This window comes from Frankia umida, assembly GCF_023242945.1.
Lineage (GTDB): Bacteria > Actinomycetota > Actinomycetes > Frankiales > Frankiaceae > Frankia > Frankia umida.
This window is the reverse complement of sequence record NZ_JALKFT010000005.1, coordinates 246,882-262,588: the sequence shown is the minus strand read 5'-3', so window position 1 is coordinate 262,588 and position 15,707 is coordinate 246,882. Positions and strand designations below refer to the sequence as shown.

15 protein-coding genes are annotated in these 15,707 nt (G+C 70.5%); 6 read left to right on the top strand and 9 right to left on the bottom strand.

From position 1 onward, the window contains the following. Positions 1-20 precede the first annotated feature (20 nt). From MXD59_RS07600 to MXD59_RS07585, 4 genes are all read right to left on the bottom strand, one after another. A complete protein-coding gene (locus MXD59_RS07600) occupies positions 21-1,439 on the bottom strand; it encodes a branched-chain amino acid ABC transporter permease (protein WP_248824050.1) in 1,419 nt (472 codons plus the stop codon). Further along, positions 1,436-2,365, bottom strand: coding sequence for a branched-chain amino acid ABC transporter permease (locus MXD59_RS07595; RefSeq protein ID WP_163549865.1), 930 nt, complete (start codon positions 2,363-2,365; stop codon positions 1,436-1,438). Before MXD59_RS07595 ends, MXD59_RS07600 begins: the two co-directional genes overlap by 4 nt. Positions 2,366-2,494: 129 nt before the next feature. Beyond that, positions 2,495-3,667 (bottom strand): branched-chain amino acid ABC transporter substrate-binding protein, encoded by a 1,173-nt coding sequence (locus MXD59_RS07590; protein WP_248815663.1) that lies wholly within the window; start codon positions 3,665-3,667, stop codon positions 2,495-2,497. A gap of 432 nt (positions 3,668-4,099) precedes the next feature. Beyond that, positions 4,100-5,491 (bottom strand): CoA transferase, encoded by a 1,392-nt coding sequence (locus MXD59_RS07585; protein ID WP_248824049.1) that lies wholly within the window; start codon positions 5,489-5,491, stop codon positions 4,100-4,102. Positions 5,492-5,764: 273 nt separating this feature from the next. Here MXD59_RS07585 and MXD59_RS07580 point away from each other — a divergent pair, with 273 nt between their 5' ends. After that, positions 5,765-6,379, top strand: coding sequence for a DnaJ domain-containing protein (locus tag MXD59_RS07580; RefSeq protein WP_248824048.1), 615 nt, complete (start codon positions 5,765-5,767; stop codon positions 6,377-6,379). A gap of 75 nt (positions 6,380-6,454) precedes the next feature. On the opposite strand, the gene MXD59_RS07575 is transcribed toward MXD59_RS07580, so the two are convergent. After that, positions 6,455-7,486: an asparaginase gene (locus tag MXD59_RS07575; RefSeq protein ID WP_248824047.1), complete on the bottom strand. Its 1,032-nt coding sequence runs from the start codon at positions 7,484-7,486 to the stop codon at positions 6,455-6,457. A gap of 140 nt (positions 7,487-7,626) precedes the next feature. On the opposite strand from MXD59_RS07575, the gene MXD59_RS07570 reads away from it, so the two are divergent. Continuing rightward, positions 7,627-7,866 carry an FmdB family zinc ribbon protein gene (locus tag MXD59_RS07570; protein WP_248824046.1) on the top strand — a complete coding sequence of 80 codons (240 nt, stop codon included), beginning with the start codon at positions 7,627-7,629 and terminating at the stop codon, positions 7,864-7,866. A 19-nt stretch (positions 7,867-7,885) separates the two neighbouring features. Here the strand turns inward: MXD59_RS07570 and MXD59_RS07565 are convergent, their stop codons facing one another. From MXD59_RS07565 to MXD59_RS07550, 4 genes are all read right to left on the bottom strand, one after another. Next, positions 7,886-8,113: a hypothetical protein gene (locus tag MXD59_RS07565; protein WP_248824045.1), complete on the bottom strand. Its 228-nt coding sequence runs from the start codon at positions 8,111-8,113 to the stop codon at positions 7,886-7,888. Positions 8,114-8,209: 96 nt separating this feature from the next. Next, on the bottom strand, positions 8,210-8,698 hold the full coding sequence (locus MXD59_RS07560; RefSeq protein WP_248824044.1) for a hypothetical protein: 489 nt from the start codon (positions 8,696-8,698) through the stop codon (positions 8,210-8,212). A 540-nt stretch (positions 8,699-9,238) separates the two neighbouring features. After that, positions 9,239-10,033: a metallophosphoesterase family protein gene (locus MXD59_RS07555; protein WP_248824043.1), complete on the bottom strand. Its 795-nt coding sequence runs from the start codon at positions 10,031-10,033 to the stop codon at positions 9,239-9,241. Further along, positions 10,030-11,100 (bottom strand): BON domain-containing protein, encoded by a 1,071-nt coding sequence (locus MXD59_RS07550; RefSeq protein WP_308301666.1) that lies wholly within the window; start codon positions 11,098-11,100, stop codon positions 10,030-10,032. The genes MXD59_RS07555 and MXD59_RS07550 overlap by 4 nt, the downstream gene beginning before the upstream one ends. A 407-nt stretch (positions 11,101-11,507) precedes the next feature. Between MXD59_RS07550 and MXD59_RS07545 the strand changes: the two genes are divergently transcribed. From MXD59_RS07545 to MXD59_RS07530, 4 genes are all read left to right on the top strand, one after another. Beyond that, positions 11,508-12,059, top strand: coding sequence for a MarR family winged helix-turn-helix transcriptional regulator (locus MXD59_RS07545; RefSeq protein ID WP_372511961.1), 552 nt, complete (start codon positions 11,508-11,510; stop codon positions 12,057-12,059). Between the two features lie 292 nt (positions 12,060-12,351). Further along, positions 12,352-12,873 carry a DoxX family protein gene (locus tag MXD59_RS07540; RefSeq protein WP_163550507.1) on the top strand — a complete coding sequence of 174 codons (522 nt, stop codon included), beginning with the start codon at positions 12,352-12,354 and terminating at the stop codon, positions 12,871-12,873. Between the two features lie 48 nt (positions 12,874-12,921). After that, complete coding sequence (locus MXD59_RS07535) at positions 12,922-13,212, top strand: GNAT family N-acetyltransferase (protein WP_248824041.1); 291 nt, start codon at positions 12,922-12,924, stop codon at positions 13,210-13,212. Between the two features lie 541 nt (positions 13,213-13,753). Then, positions 13,754-15,661, top strand: coding sequence for a substrate-binding and VWA domain-containing protein (locus tag MXD59_RS07530; RefSeq protein WP_248824040.1), 1,908 nt, complete (start codon positions 13,754-13,756; stop codon positions 15,659-15,661). The last annotated feature ends 46 nt before the right edge of the window (positions 15,662-15,707 follow it).

Sequence of the window (15,707 nt, the reverse complement as noted above, 5' to 3'; positions counted from 1 at the left end):
GTGCGAACCGGCGCGGCGGCTCATGGCCGGGCTCCGGTCGGCGCGGCGCCGAGGGCATCGGCGGCGCCGACCCCGGCCTCGGACAGTTCGATCTCGCGGCGACGGCGCCGGGACGGCACCAACCCCTGCGGACGGAAGATCATCATGGTCACGATGACAGCCCCGAAGTAGATGTAGCGGTCCGCGGGCGCCACCAGGTCCCGCAGGTAGAAGGCAAGCCCCTGGAGCACGACCGCGCCGACGACCACGCCCAGGCGTGAACCCATCCCGCCGAAGATGACCACCGCGACGATGAAGAAGGAGGCCTGCAGGCTGAAGCTCTGCGGATTGAAGAACTGTTTGGACGCGAACAGCACCCCGGCGAACCCCGACACCGACGCGCCGATGGCGAAGGCGAGCAGTTTCAGCTGCAGCGTCGCCACACCGGTCGCCTCGGCGGCGATCTCGTCCTCGCGGATGGCCGCCCATGATCGGCCGATCCGGGAGCGTTCCAACCGACCGAAGGCGATCATCACGATCACGATGATGGCCAGCAGCAGGTAGTAGTACGGCAACGGATCGATGCCCCAGGTGTAGTCGATCCCGAGCAGGTGGATCGACAGGTGCGGGACACCGAACGCGCCACGGGCACCGTTGGTGACGCCATCGGCGTTGTTCGCGACCAGATGGATGATCTCACCGAAGCCGAGTGTGACGATCGCGAGATAGTCACCGCGCAGCCGCAGTGTCGGCGCGCCGAGAACGACGCCGGCGAGCGCGGCGAGCAGGAGTGCGATCGGGAAGACGAAGAACGGGTTGAGCGTGAACGGGGCATGCCAGGGCATCGCGGTCTGCGAGGTGAAATAGGCCGTGGTGTACGCGCCGATCGCGAAGAACGCGATGTAGCCGAGGTCGAGCAGGCCGGCGTAGCCGACGACGACGTTCAGGCCGAGCGCGAGCAGCGCGTAGATGCCGACGCCGTCGACCATCCACTGCTGGGCCGCGGTGGAGAACAGCATCGGGGCGATGATCGCGACAGCGAGCAGGGCGAGGTTCAGCGCGATCGGCCCGCCGCGGCGGCCGTAGGCGGCGCCCACCGGCTCGCGCACCGGCGTCGCCCACCGCACGGCCAGCGTCCGCAGCTGCCCGCCAAGCGCCACGACCAGCCACACCACGACGGCGATCACGAGAAACAGGACGATCCGCGGGTCGGCGATCGAATCCCAGGCGGCCCGCAGCGGATGGTCGGAGTTACCGGTCGGCCCGGTCACGACCGCGGCGAGCAGCCCGAGCAGTACCAGAACGCCGAGTTGACGCAGTCGTGCCGGCGAACGCAACCCCGCCGGATGCCACGACGGCCGCACCCGCCGCGGCCCACCCGACCCCTCCCGCCCCTCCCGCGTGGACGTGGACGAGGACGAGCGCGGCGCTGGCTGGCCGGGCACGTTCGGGCCGGTCATGCCGCCCGTCCCAGACGCTCGCCGAGCAGACCGGACGGCCGGATCATCAGGATCGCCACCAGCACGAGGAAGGCGATGACGTCCTTGTACGACGCCTGGAACAGGTAACCACCGTAGCTTTCGACCAGGCCGAGCAGCAGACCGCCGAGCATCGCGCCGCGGACGTTGCCGATCCCACCGAGAACGGCGGCGGTGAACGCCTTCACCCCGGGGACGAAGCCCATGCTGTACGACGCGTTGAACGTCATCGCGTAGAGAAAACCGCCGGCGCCGGCGAGGAGTCCGCCGACGACGAAGGTGACGATGATGATGCGCTCGACGTTGACGCCCATCAGCACGGCGGTGTCGGCGTCCTGGGCGACGGCCCGGATGCCCTGGCCGAGGCGGGTGCCGGCGACGAGTCGGTCGAGGCCGACGAGCATCGCGATGGCGACCGCGAAGATGACCAGCGACTGGGTGGAGACATCGGCGCCGAAGAGCGTGAAGACGGTGTCGTTGTGGAACAGGTCGGGCAGGTCGACGTTCTGGCGGCCGAACTCCTTGCCGGCGAGGTTCACCGCGAACAGGGACGCGCCGATCGCACTGATCAGATAGGCGAGCCGGGGTGCCGAACGGCGCCGCAACGGCCGGTAGGCGACCCGTTCGAGGGTGAAGGCGGCCAGCGCCCCGCACAACGCGCCGACGGCGAGCCCGACCGCGACCAGGTACACCGACTGGAAGCCGCCCGGCACCCCGCCGTCGGGCAGCAGTGCCCGGGCGGCGAACAGCCCGCCGAAGGAACCGAGCATGAACACCTCGCTGTGGGCGAAGTTGATCAGCTGGAGCACGCCGTACACCAGCGTGTAGCCGAGCGCGATGACCGCGTACAGCGATCCGACCATCAGACCGTCAATGGTCAGTTGCCAGAACTGGTCGAAGAAACCCATGCGTTACGCCTCGTTCGTCGCGTCTCGATCCGGCACATCTCGATCCGGCACGTCTCGGTAGGGCATGTAACCCGACGGTGGCCCGGGACGCCAGCGGGCGCCCGGGCCACCGTCGGGATCAGAACCGAATCAGGCCCTGATCAGATCCGCGATGTTGCCGAGGACCGTGATCGCGCCGTTCTTCACCTGGTACACGTACACGTTCGAGCCCTTGACCTCGCCGTTGGACTCGAAGGAGACGGTCTTGGTGATGCCCTCGTAGTTGACCCCGGGGAAGGCCTTCAGGACCGACTCGCGGTTCACGTCGTCGCCGAGCTGCTTGAAGACCGTGGCCAGGGCCTTCGTCGCGTCGTACGCCTCACCGGAGTAGGTGCCCGGCTTCGCGCCGTTGTTGACCTTCTTGAAGGACTCGACGAACGCCGCCGCCTTCGGGTCGGAGTTCGCGTCGCCACAGGGGCAGGTCAGGTAGACGCCCTCGGCCGCGGTGGCGCCGGCCTGCGCGACGTACTGCGGGTCGTTCGAACCGTCACCGCTGGCGATCTTGCCGGTGAAGCCCTTGTCCTTGAGCGCCTTGGTGAGCAGGGCGAGCTCGGCGTAGTAGCCGGAGTAGTACAGGACGTCCGGCCCGGCAGCGATGATCTTGGTGGCCTCGGACTGGTAGTCCTTGGTCGGGTTGATGCCGTCGTGGATGACCTCGATGCCCTTGGCCTTGAGCTCGGGCTCGAGCGCGCCCGACAGACCGGTGCCGTACTCGCTCTTGTCGTCGAGCGAGTAGACCTTCTTGGCCTTCAGCACATCGGCGAGGTAGTCCGCGGCGGCCTTGCCCTGCACGGTGTCCGGTGCGATGACCCGGTAGAACGACGTGAAACCGAGCGTCGTCAGTGCCGGGTTGGTCGCCGACGGGCTCACCGACAGCAGACCGGCCTGCGAATAGGCCGGTTCGCTGGCCTTGGTCGCGCCGGAGAACATCGGCCCGACCACCGCGACGACCTTCTTGTCGTCGATCAGCTTCTGGGCCGCCGTCGGGCCCTGGTCGGGCGAACCGGCGTCGTCGGACTCGACCAGCTTCAACTCGAACGGGTAGCTCGCGTCGGCGTTGACCTCCGCGATCGCCGTCTTGACCCCGTACAGCGCGTTCAGACCAAGCTGCTGGTTGTCGCCCGAAAGCACGCCCTGGAAGCCGATGGTGATCGTCTTCTTGCCACTCGAGGACGTGTCGTCCCCGCTACTCCCACAGGCCGCGGCGGACAGTGTCACCGCTGTGGCCAGGGCGATCGCTCCCAGAATCGGGCGCCTACCCATGCATATCCTCCTCCGGTACATCGGTTGCGACTCCGCTGCCGCCCCCGTCACGCTGCCAGCTACCCCCGGCGCGACCGGTGCTCGGCACCGGGACACGCCACCATCCATACGGCGGCGGCGCCCGGTTACCTGCACCGCATCGCACGGGAACGCCGCCCGACCCAACCCTGTCGACCGACCGTCGCGAACGCTCCGCCCGAGATGGCGGCAACCTAGTCCTCCGGGTGGATCCCCCGAAAGTAGCCCAGCAGGTTGTTACACCGAGTACACAATCGCGCCACCTAGGCGCGCCGCTGTTCATCTTGCGAGCTATTTCACAACTCAATGATTCCTACGAATCAATGCGATGAAATCGCCCCGACGCACGCGTCTGGACGGCGGCAAAACCTCGACCCAGCCGCATCCAGCACCGATTCGGACCGCGGCTGCCCCTCAGTGGCGCAGGGACCAGGTCGGCGCGCTGGTGCCGAGCCGGGCGGGTGGACGGGTCCAGCGCGGCGCGACCCCGGCGACCGTGCCCGGCGGACGGATGTAGGTCAGCTCGCCGAACTCGCTCATGTAGGTGTCCTGGTACGGCTCGAGGTCGGCCGCGGCCAGGGGTGGCACCGCCCGCGTGTCATGGTGACCGAGGTCGGTCAGCATCCGTCCGGTACGGGCCAGCGACACCCGCACATGCCAGCTGCCGCCCTCGCGGGCCCGGCGGGCGAGCGCGTCGAGGATGCCGTACGCCGTGAGATAGCCCGCCCCGTGATCAAGTGCCTGCACGGGCAGCGGCACCGGGTCCGGCTCGTCCCGCCCGGCCGCGCCGGCCAGCACCATCCCGGACGCGGTCTGCACCAGACTGTCGAAGCCCCGCAGCCCACTCCACGGACCCGTGTGCCCGTAGGCGCTGATCGTCGCGTACACGATGCCGGGACGCAGCCGCGCGACGGCGGCCGGGCCGAAACCGAGCCGGTCCAGCGCCCGCGGCCGGTAGGCCTGGATCAGCACGTCCGCCGAGGCGATCAGTTCCCGCAGCCGTCGGGCGTCCGCGGCCACCCGGAGGTTGAGGAAGGTGTTGCGCTTGCCGAACCCGGTGTCGACCAGCAGCGTCTGCACCTCCGGCAGGTGCGCGGCGCCGACACGCAGCACATCCGCACCATAGGCGGCGAGCGTGCGCCCCGCGACCGGTCCGGCGATGACCCGGGTGAGGTCAAGCACCCGCACCCCGGCCGCCGGCGTCTCGGTCGGGGCCAGCGGCTGCGGCGCGCTGTCGTCGAGGCGTTCGACCGCCAGCACCGGCTGGGTCGCGGTCGCTTCGGCCTGCGGATGACACGACCATTCGGCCTCCGTCCGGGCCATCGTCGCGCACAGGCCCATGGCCTGTAGTTCCGTCTCGAGCGAGGCGGCGTCGATCCGACGGATCACCCGGGCGACCGCGTCCCGCTCGTTCGGGACACCGAGCAGGTCCAGCACACCGTCGCGATGATGCGAGAAATTGCAGTGCAGCTGAATCCACCGGTCATCGCTGGTCTGGTAGTACCCGGAGATCGGCTCCCACACCGACGGTGCGGGCCGTCCGTCCAGCCGCAGATGCCGCTCGCTGCCGAACGCCGCCGCGGCATGCCGGGTGTCGACCACGACCGGCGGAGGTCCCTCGCCGGTGCGGGCCGACAGCAGCCGCCCGGCGCCGACCCCCGCCGCCGCCACCGTCGTGGCCGCGAACGTCGTCACCTCGTACACGCTCGGGAGCACGTCCGCCGGCCCGGTCACCGTCAGCCGGTCAGTGACGTCCTCCCCTACCAGCGACCCCACCCGATCGACGATCTCCGTGGCCCGCCCCATCGTCCCCATCCCATGATTGCCGTCGGACGGTCTCCCGCCGACGCAGCCGCCCTCGCGCCGCGCGGTACGTCATACCGCAAAGTGCGCGGGGCATCACCTTAAGCGCCGAAGCCGCGGATCGCCATGCCTGACCGCTCGGAGTGCATCGACCCGTTCGCCGGGTCGATGCAGCTTCGACCGTCCGCTCATACTGTGGAGGTGGGTCGCGTCCGCGCAGCCACACCGCGTGAGATCCCGCGGGGCTCCATCGGCGGACGGCCAGGGAGGCGCCGCATGGCCGCGCAACCGTCACTCTACGAGGTGCTGGGGGTCGCACCCAGTGCCAGCGCCGAGCAGATCCGTCATGCCTACCGCGCCGCGGCACGGCGTACCCATCCCGATGCCGGCGGCCAGCCCGCGGCCTTCGCCCAGGTCCGGATCGCCTACGACATCCTGGCCGACCCCGACCGCCGCCGCCGCTACGACCTGCGGCTCGCCACCGGACCCCGGGCACCCACCCCCGGCCCCCGGTCCCCCCGTCCCAGACCAGGCGCGCCGGGAACACCAGCGGCACCAGGAGCACCGGGGGGATCGCCGGGAACCGCCGCTTCGGGGACGTCGACCCCGCGGGCGTCCGGGATGGCCGCGCCGCCGGCTGGTGCGCTGTTGGCCGGGGCCGATCCGGTCGTGCGACGGCGCTACCTGATCCTGATGGGAATCGCCCTGACCCTGTTCGTCACCGGGGGCGCGTTCGTCCGTCTGTACTCGGTGCCGGCCGCCATGGCCATGCTGGCGGTGGCCGCGATCATCCCGCCGATCGCCGTCACCGTCGCCGGGCGGCCGCGCCACCGTCCTGACCAGTCAGCCGGCCCGAGGCCGTCCCAGCCGCCACCCCGACGCCGATCCTGACGGCGGGGCGGCCGGCTCCGACTGTGGGGCTGGCCAAGCTGCGGGGCCGGCCAAGGCCAAGCTGCGGGGCTGCGGTCAGGCGGGGAGGCGCACGCGTAGGGAGCCGACGGGCTGGCCGCCGCCCAGGATGGTCGGGGCGCCGAGGACGGCCAGTTGCGCGAGGTCGATGGAGGGGGCACCGGGGGCGTTCGCGGCGGGCAGCGCGCCCAGTCGCCCGAGCGCGGCCAGCGCCACCGGGACGCCCGCCCGGCCCGCACCGTCGGCGATCTTGACCGCCACGGTGTGACCGCTCGCCGTCGCGGCGATCGTGACGCCCTCGGCGCCGTTCTTCGCCAGCAGGCCGGGAACGGCGCGCATCAGGTCGGTGTCGGTGGAGCCGGAACCACCGATGAGCTCGGGGTAGGCCCGCATCGCGTCGATGACTCGGCGTTGTGGCGAGCCGGGCTCGGCGAGAACCATCGTCTGCAGGCCGCGGGCGAGACCGGTGAGGGAGATCGCGAACAGGGGGGCACCGCAGCCATCGACCGTGGCGCCGGCGATCGGCTCCTCGATCAGTTCCTCCACCGTCTCCCGGATGATCCGTTGCAGGGGATGATCCGGATCGGTGTAGTCGTCGATCGACCAGCCCGCGGCCACGCAGCAGGCGATCATCCCGGCGTGTTTGCCGGAGCAGTTCATCAGGATCGGCTCGGCGCCACCCCCGGAACGCAGATGGGCCCGCATCGCAGCCTCCCCCAACGGCAGGTCAGGAGGGCAGCGCAGCGCGTCGACCGGGACCCCGGCCACCGAGAGGATCTCCAGGACCCGCACGAGATGAGGGCCCTGCCCGCTGTGCGAACTCGACACGATGGCCAGCAGGTCATCCGGAATGTCGCGGCTGAGGAACATGCCGTCGAGCCCTGCCCGCAGCATCGCCACCGCTTGAAGTGGCTTGACGGCGGAGCGTGGGAACATCGGCTCATCGGGCTCACCGACACGCAGCGCGACCGAGCCGTCGCGTGCCAGCCCCACCACCGTGCCGTGATGCACGCTCTCGACGAACGGCTCGCCTCCGCGCAGCCCACGCACTATCTCGGCGACCACCCGCGGCCCCACCGGCGGCTCCATAGCCAGCAGGGTACGACGACCGTGCCCGTCGCGCGGGCATCCCGCCAAGCTGTGCCCGGATGGAAACAAAGACGACGATCTCCCCCGCTGATTCGGGCGGTGCGCGGGCATCCGGGCCGCGCGCCCCATACCCTGAGAGCGTGCCTGCCTACGACTACCGCTGCCGGGAGTGCGACACCTCGTTCGAGGTCCGTCGGAGCATGACCGAACCCGCACCGGACGGTGTGCTCTGCCCCGCCGGTCACGCGCAGACGTCCCGCGTCTTCTCCGCCGTCGCGGTCGGCCGTGGCGCGTCGGCGTCCTCGTCGGCCTCCGCCGCCGCGATGGCGGCCGCGCCGTCATCCGGCGGCTCCTGCTGCGGAGGCGGCTGCTGCGGCTGACCAACGCCGCAGCGCCTGGTCACTGGCCGCTGGGAGTGCCGCCGCGCGCTACCCGGCTCCGAGGGCCGACGTCGACCTGACGATCCCGCTGCCCACCGGTCGCCGCCGCCCGATCCTCCGCCAGACGCCGACGCAGGAGCCGTAGCGTCTCGTCCTGCTCTTCCTGCGACAGGCCGGACACCAGCGTCCGTAGCAGGGCATCCGAACCGGGCCACTGCTCGTCATCGCTACGTCCTGGCCTGCCCACGACCTGCTCCTACCCCACATCGCAGCAGGTCACGCCCCTGAGACCCGGCCTTCTCCGAAGCCCGGGAAACCCTGCCCCCTCCCGCGCCGCGGGCGGTCAGCGGCGTCCCAGCGTCCAGCCATCCAGGGCGGTGCGGGCACGCTGAACCAGAACGCGCCGCTGCGGCACGGTGGCCGCGGTCGGCGGACCGAACACGATGACCCATCCCACCGCGAGTGCCCACAGCGCGGCGATCGCCCCGAACGCCAACGCGCCGAAGCCACCCATCAGCGAGAACAACAGCAGCAGCACGGCGCTCACGGCCAGTCCCCAGCTCAGCAGCCGGCGCAGGCTGATCGGCTCCGCCGGCCGCGTGCCCGCCCCGACCTCGGGATACGGCTGAACACGCGTGGTGTCCTCGGCCGCGCGCGCCCTGCCCGACGATCCTCGGTTGCCGGCCGGCGCCGGACGCCCGATCGCGCCGGGAGCCCGTTCGGCGGCGGGGGCGGCCGACTGGGCGGGCCGGCCAGCAGGAGCATTCGGTCGCGGCAGGACGCCGCGACCCGCAGCGGTGCGTGACTGTCGATCCAGCACGGTGTGTCCCATGGCTGGTTCGTGCCCCATCAGTGCCACAGTCATGCAACCAGTTTCATGACCCCGCCCACAGCCTCACCGACGACCCGATAGCGCTGCCGCACAGACACTTCACAGGATGACCTCCGCCGCGGGACGGCTCCGGCGCGGCACCGCACAGGCCACCACCCGGCTCGATTCCCCCGTTCAGGCTCCCAACCGTTCGCTACCCACGGTGAGAGCCAACCGCCCCCCACGCACCACCGCCACCGAAATGATCATTTGGTGTGGCCGTGGGACCCGAACGGGCCATGCGGACGGCCATCGTCGAGCGCGGCCGGGTCACCTCCAATCGGGTGGCCCCGTAGCGTCGACGGCGGCCCATCCGGGCGGCCCGTTCGAGCCGCCATCGATCATGACCTGGGCCATCACGGCCATGCCGCACCCCCCGGACGGGTCACACGATGCCCCCTCTGTCAGACCCCCTCGATCGGGGTATCGGGACATCGTTCGTCCGGAGTTGTCGCCACCTTCCGCATACGTCCGCTCGGCCATTGATGGTTTCGGCGAACGTCACGACAGTGCGCGGGAGTCCGCCTCGATGGCCGGAACACGGGACGGCGGTGGCGTCTGCGCATCCTGGTCGGCGTGCCCGCCATGGGCGATCTCGTATCGGGCAACGGATTTACCGATCACCGGTCTCGCCACATTACGGACGGGTACTCCGCCCGCCGTCGAACCACGTTCGGATCCGGCATGTGCGTGACCGTGCAGGGCGAGGTCCGCGCCAGCGGCATCGATGACCTCGGCGAGATGGTAGCTCCCCAGAAAGGGATAGATCTCCGCCCGCTCCCCGATCAACGTGTCCGGGATCGGGGCGTAATGGGTCAATGCCACCCGGATATCGCAGGTCAGGTCTCCGAAGGCTGTCCCCAGGCCTGCTGCCACCTCTCTGCTGTGGCGCACAAAGGCCTTCATCAACGGCTCGCCGAACTCCGAGCAGCTGGCGCCGGCGAACCCGCCACCGAATCCCTTGACACCGGCGACCCCGAGGCGGGTGCCGGCGATATCGAGAACGGTGCCGGCGCCTTCAAGCACGATCACGCCGGCATCGACGAGAATGCGGGTGATCTCCTCCTCGGCGTCGTCGTGGTAGTCGTGATTGCCCAGTACGGCGACCACGGGGAGCTCCGCCGCCGCGACCTCCGCGGCCACCACCCTGGCCTCGGCGACCCGGCCGTGCTGGGTCAGGTCGCCGGCCAGCAGCAGCACATCGGCCTGTCCCGCCAGCTCACGCACCACCGGCGCGAAGGTCCCACCGCTGTCCGTACCAAGATGAATGTCGCCGACGGCGGCGATCCGAATCATGAGATGATCTCCGCGGTCTCGGCGTCGGTCGCGTCCTGCCCCGTGCCCGCACCCGAGGGGGTGGCCTGGGTTCGGCTGTCGGTCACGGTGACCTCGTTGCGCACCGGGCGGCCCGCGGCCGCCTCGCGCAGCACCTCGGTGACCGCGCGGCGGCGAGTTTCGGTGGCGACCTCGCCGGCCACCAGAACCGCCCCTTCCCGGACGGACACCTCAAGCCCGAGTTCCGCGACCCGGGGATCCTCGGCGAGCAGTTCGTGGAGCTCGCCGGCCAGGTACTCGTCGGCGTCGTCCACGTGTGCTGCGGCGACAACGGACGTCGGCGACCCCAGGCCATCCCGCCGTCCCAGGCCATCCCGCCGTCCCAGACTGTCCCGCCGCCCCAGACTGTCCCGCCGCCCCAGGCCGTCCCGCGACCCCAAGCCGTCCCGCCGCCCCAGCCCGTCCCGCCGTCCCGAGGTGGCTGGCCGGCTCGAGGTGGCCGACTGGTCCGGCTGGGTGGGGTGCTCCGTGCGCACCGACCACAACGGCGATCTCCCGGGGGGCGCCGCGGTATTGCCGGTGGTGTCCGCGGGAATGAGGTTGAGGCGGGTGGCCACAAGCAGGGCGGCCTCCGCGAACGGGGAGGCCGCGGTGGATCGGCGTACCTGGTCCCAGTCGACCTGTTCACGCATCGCCCGGATCATTGGAAGTACCCGGGCAAGGTCGCAGTAGCGCTCCTCGAGCGCGAGCAGGGTCATCTCGAACCAGTCCGTGGCATCCAGGACGGGCATACGCACCGAGTCGACCGACATCTCCCGGGAGCGTTCCAGCATCGCGGTGGTGACCGCGCGACCGACCGGATGATGGATCAGATCGACGAGCACCTCTCCGTCGAACACCTTGGTCAGCCAGTCCTCCGGCGGATCCACCGAACGAAGTCCCGAAGCGGCCAGTACCTCGACCGCTCGCGGGACATCTTCTTCCCGCAGCATGAAATCGACATCGTGAACCGGTTCGGGCCCGCCGCGCGCCCAACACGCGTAGCTCCCACCAAGGGCGAACGGGATGTTCGCCTCCTTGAGGGTCACAGCAACCCGTTTCAGACTCTCTCGCAGACCTCTGGGCGCATCCTCCATACGGCAGCCACTACCCGCATCCGCGTGACGATGCACCTCGATCACTCGGACCGGTGTGGGCCCACGTGGGCCAGTGGCGGCGGGGGCGCACGGTCGCCCGCGCGACATCCCCGAATGGCTACCCCGAAGCGGTGACGAGCGTACTACGCAGACACGCGGATGTCCGGTTATCCGTAGTTATAATTTCACCACCCGCCACGACGCATACGACGTCGGCGCCGATGCGCCACTGATTCTGACAGCATGGCGACAACGAGCGTCGACATGAGCGATGATGACCTTTGCGGCGAACTCGTCGGCCGCCCACTTCGACACCGGATTGGAAGCGAACCCTGAACGCGCGCACACGATCCGACCAGTTGCCCAGGGGTGTCGCCGATGACACCAGCGCGCTGGAACATTCCGGCGAGCGCCTACCCGGGCAACGCGCCACCGAGCCGGCCACCGTGCCCTCGCAGCCGGCCGAGCCACCCAGCACCAGCGGCGTGGTGGACATGTCCTGCCATCCGGGCCAGTTGGCCCGACGGCTGCAGCAGGTGACCTACCAGCTGTGGACGACGACCGTCTCCACCGAGACGACGCCGCCGCAGTTCGTGGTGCTCAACAGCCTGCTCGCCGATCCCGACATCGATCAGCGCACGCTCGGGGAACGGGCGTCGCTCGACCGCTCCACGGTCGCCGATGTGGTGGCACGGCTTGTCCAGCGAGGTCTCATCCGCCGGGTTCGCGACCCACGAGACGGTCGGCGCAACGTCCTTCGGCTGACCAAGCGTGGGGAGTCGACCCACGGGCAGGTGGCCGATCGCATCGACCAGATGAACGACAAGCTTCTCGCACCCCTGTCCGAGGAGGAGCAGGGTGCCCTGTTGTCCATGCTGACGCGAATCGTCGATCAGGACGGCCCGCGCTGACGCACGCCCGCGCTGGCACCGGTACCACCCATCAGCGATGTCTGGTGCGGCCCGGACACCAGGACGGTCCGGCCCACACCGCGACGATGGCACGGCCGAGTCAGCGCGGCGCGGCGGCGTCCCCGTCGGACGAACGAGATCGACGCTGATTTCACCGTCAGCGAACGGACGACCATAGATCACAATCATTGCAATTAGCGTGTCTTCTCTGTGAACCCGCTACTGTCGGCGCTGCGACATCGGCACGCCGGCCGCCGCCACGATCCGCTGGGGCCCGGTTCGAGGAGGACACGTGACATCGCCTGACACCGCGGCCCTGGTACTCCGGATCATCGTGGGCCTCACCCTGATCGCGCACGGCTACAACCACATCTTCGGCGGCGGTGGGATCAAGGGCACCGCGGGCTGGTTCCAGAGCATGGGCCTTCGTCCCGGGATCGTGCACGCGTGGATGTCCGGGCTGGTCGAGCTCGCCGCCGGCGCCGGACTGATCGTCGGCTTCCTCACCCCGTTCGCCGCGGGCGCCATCATCGGCACCATGGTCGTCGCCGGGATCACCGCGCACCGCACCAACGGCTTCTTCATCTTCCGTCCCGGGCAGGGCTACGAGTACGTCCTGTTCATCGCGGTCGTCTGCGCTGCGATCGGCATCCTCGGCCCAGGCAAGGCCTCGCTCGACCACGCCATCGACATCGAGCTCGACGGCTGGGTCGGCGCCGCGATCACCCTCATCCTCGGCGTCGGCGGTGCCGCCCTGCTGCTGGCGACCGCCTGGCGCCCCGAGCGCAAGCCGGCCGACGCCACCAAGGCCTGACCGACCCTCGCGGCACCAGCCGAGGGTGGCTGGGGTGAAGATGGTGGCATGGAGCTGTCCGTCATCGACAATCCCGAACGGCACCGGTACGAGGCGCGGACGTCCGACGGTCAGGTCGCCGGATTCGTGCAGTACCAGCGCCGCGGGGACCGGATCACCCTCGTGCACACCGAGGTCGCGGCGGAGTTCGAGGGCAAGGGGGTGGGCTCCGCCCTGGCCGCCGGTTCCCTCGATGATGTGCGCGCCCAGGGGCTGAGCGTGGTGCCGCAGTGCCCTTACATCCGCCGGTACATCGACCGTCACCCCTCGTACGCGGATCTGGTGGCCGTGGAGCCCTAGCGCACCGGTGGCCGGGCGGCAGTCCGTTGGTCGGCGAGAACACCGCTGGTCAGCGAGAACACCGCCGCGACGACAGCTGAAACGGAAGAACAACGGCTGACCCCGGCATGCGCATATTCGCTGTCCCGCGATCCGGCGCTGGCACCGTGGAAGAGTCGTCAGCCGACGAGGTGGCGGCGAGATCTCACGGTGGGTGCACCGTCCCGTCCTGACACACACCGTCGCGACGGGGCGGTGGCGTAGCCCGGAGGAAGGATTTCGTGTGTCCGGCGCCCGGCACAGGTCGCGAGGCCGCTCTGCCGCACCCGGCGATCCGGCCACGCGACAGCATCCTCAGACCGCCATCGATTTTCAGACCGCCACCGATTTTCAGACCACCATCGGCGTACAGCCGACGCCGGAACCCAAGGCGCCGTTCAGCGTACAGGCCGCATCGGAACCCGGGCCACTGTTCGGCGCGCAGCCCACGCCGGAACCCAGAGGCATCTTCGGTGTTCGGACCGCGTTCGGTGAGCCCGCTCCGCTTGGCGATCAGGATGCGGTGCGGCGGCAGGGGCCGCCGTCACGACGGCGGCGTGCGGCGGTCAACGGTCTGCTGATCCTGGTGCCGACGGCGCTGCTGATCACTGGTGCCACCTTCGCCGTGGCGTCCATCCTCGGCGGTAGTGATCCTTCTACCTGCGCGGACGGCACTCCACGCACCGACCTGACGATCACCACCGCACCCTCGCTGGCCGTGCCGGTGCGCGCTCTGGCCGCCGCCTACGAGCGGGCCCACGGTGATCAGAACGGTCCCTGCCCGACCATCCGCGTGCAGGCGGCGCCCTCCGACCGGACCCTGGACGCGGTGGCCCGCGCCAGTCCGTCCGCGGCGAGCATCCCGGACGTGTGGATTCCCGAGTCCAGTGACTGGCTGGCGCTCGGGCAGGAGTCGGCCTCGGCCGCGCCGAAACTCCCGCTGCGGGCGACGACGATCGCCGCGTCCCCGGTGGTGATCGCGATGCCCCGCGAGATGGCGCAGCATCTGGGCTGGCCGGAACACCACCTGACCTGGGCGGAACTCGCCGCCGACGCGGGCGTCCCGGGGTTCTGGGCGACGCGGGGCCAGCCGGCCTGGGGCGACTTCCGCTTCGACATGGCGAACCCGGACTCGTCCGCGGCGGGACTGCGGGCGGTGATCGGTATCGTCAGCGCGGCCCGCGGCATCGCCCCGGCGGACATGTCCACCGGCACCTTCGACCAGGACCGGACCGCGCAGGCCACGACCGTCCGCCTCGAACGCCTGGCGACCTGGCTGCCGACGTACGACAGCCTGCTGTTCGACGCCGAGCGCACCACCTCCGTTCCCGGCGGTGGACGGCCCCCGTCCGCCTTCCCCGCACTCGAATCGGACGTGATCGCCTACAACCGGAGCCTGACCGCTTCCACGAACCGGGCGAGCCGCGGCAGCACCCTCGTCGCCCAGTACCCCTCCGACGGGACGTTCACCGCGAGCGTCCCGTACATCGTGCTGACCCACACGTCCGAGACGGATGCCAAACGCACGGTCGCCGCGTCCTTCCTCGACTACCTCGGCACCGACACCGGACGCCAGGCCCTCTCGGACGCCGGCCTGCGCACCCCCGCCGAACTCGCCGGCCGCGACGACCCGGCCGGCCTCGCCGACAAGCTCACGATCACCGATGGGATCCGCACCACCGCGCCCAAGGTCGCCGGCGTCGACGCCTCCGACAGCGTGCTGGGCACCGCCCGCCGGTTCTTCCGGCACGCCCGGCAGCGCGGCGCCACGATCGCCGTCCTCGACACCTCCGCCTCGATGCGTCTGCCGCTCACCGACCAGCCCCGCCGGACCCGCCTTCAGGCCGCGTCCGACACCGCCGTGGCCGGCCTCCAGGTGATCGGCCCGACCAGCGACCTCGAGATCTGGCAGTCCGCCGGTGCCCTGCCCGAGGGCCATCGGGTCCTCTCGCCGATGGCGAGTCTTGCCGCCCCCGCCTCGACCGGAGCGGGTACGCACCTCGACGAGCTGACCTCCCTCGCCCGGTCACTACGCACCGGTGGCGCCACCACCCTTTACTCGACGGTCCTCGCCGCCGTCCACGACCGCCAGCGGCACTTCACCCCGGGCCGACTCAACGAGGTCATCGTGATCACCGACGGCATCCTCGACGACCCCACCGGCGGCCCGGTCGGCTCCGGCGGTGGGGGCCGGGACGCTTCCGACACCCTGGCCTCGGGCGAGCCGACCCTCGATCAGACCGTCGAGCAGCTGCACGCCGGCTACGACGCGGCACACCCCGTCCGCCTGGTCATCATCGGCTGCGATCCGGCGGCCAACGCCACCGCTCTGCAACGTCTGGCCGCCGCGACCGGCGGACGGGCCTATGTCGCACCCGACGCCACCGCCCTGTTCGGCATCTACGCCGACACCCTCACCACCGCCCGCTGACCAGCCCCGCCCGGCCACGCGTCATGACCTGGCCGGGCGTCACCCG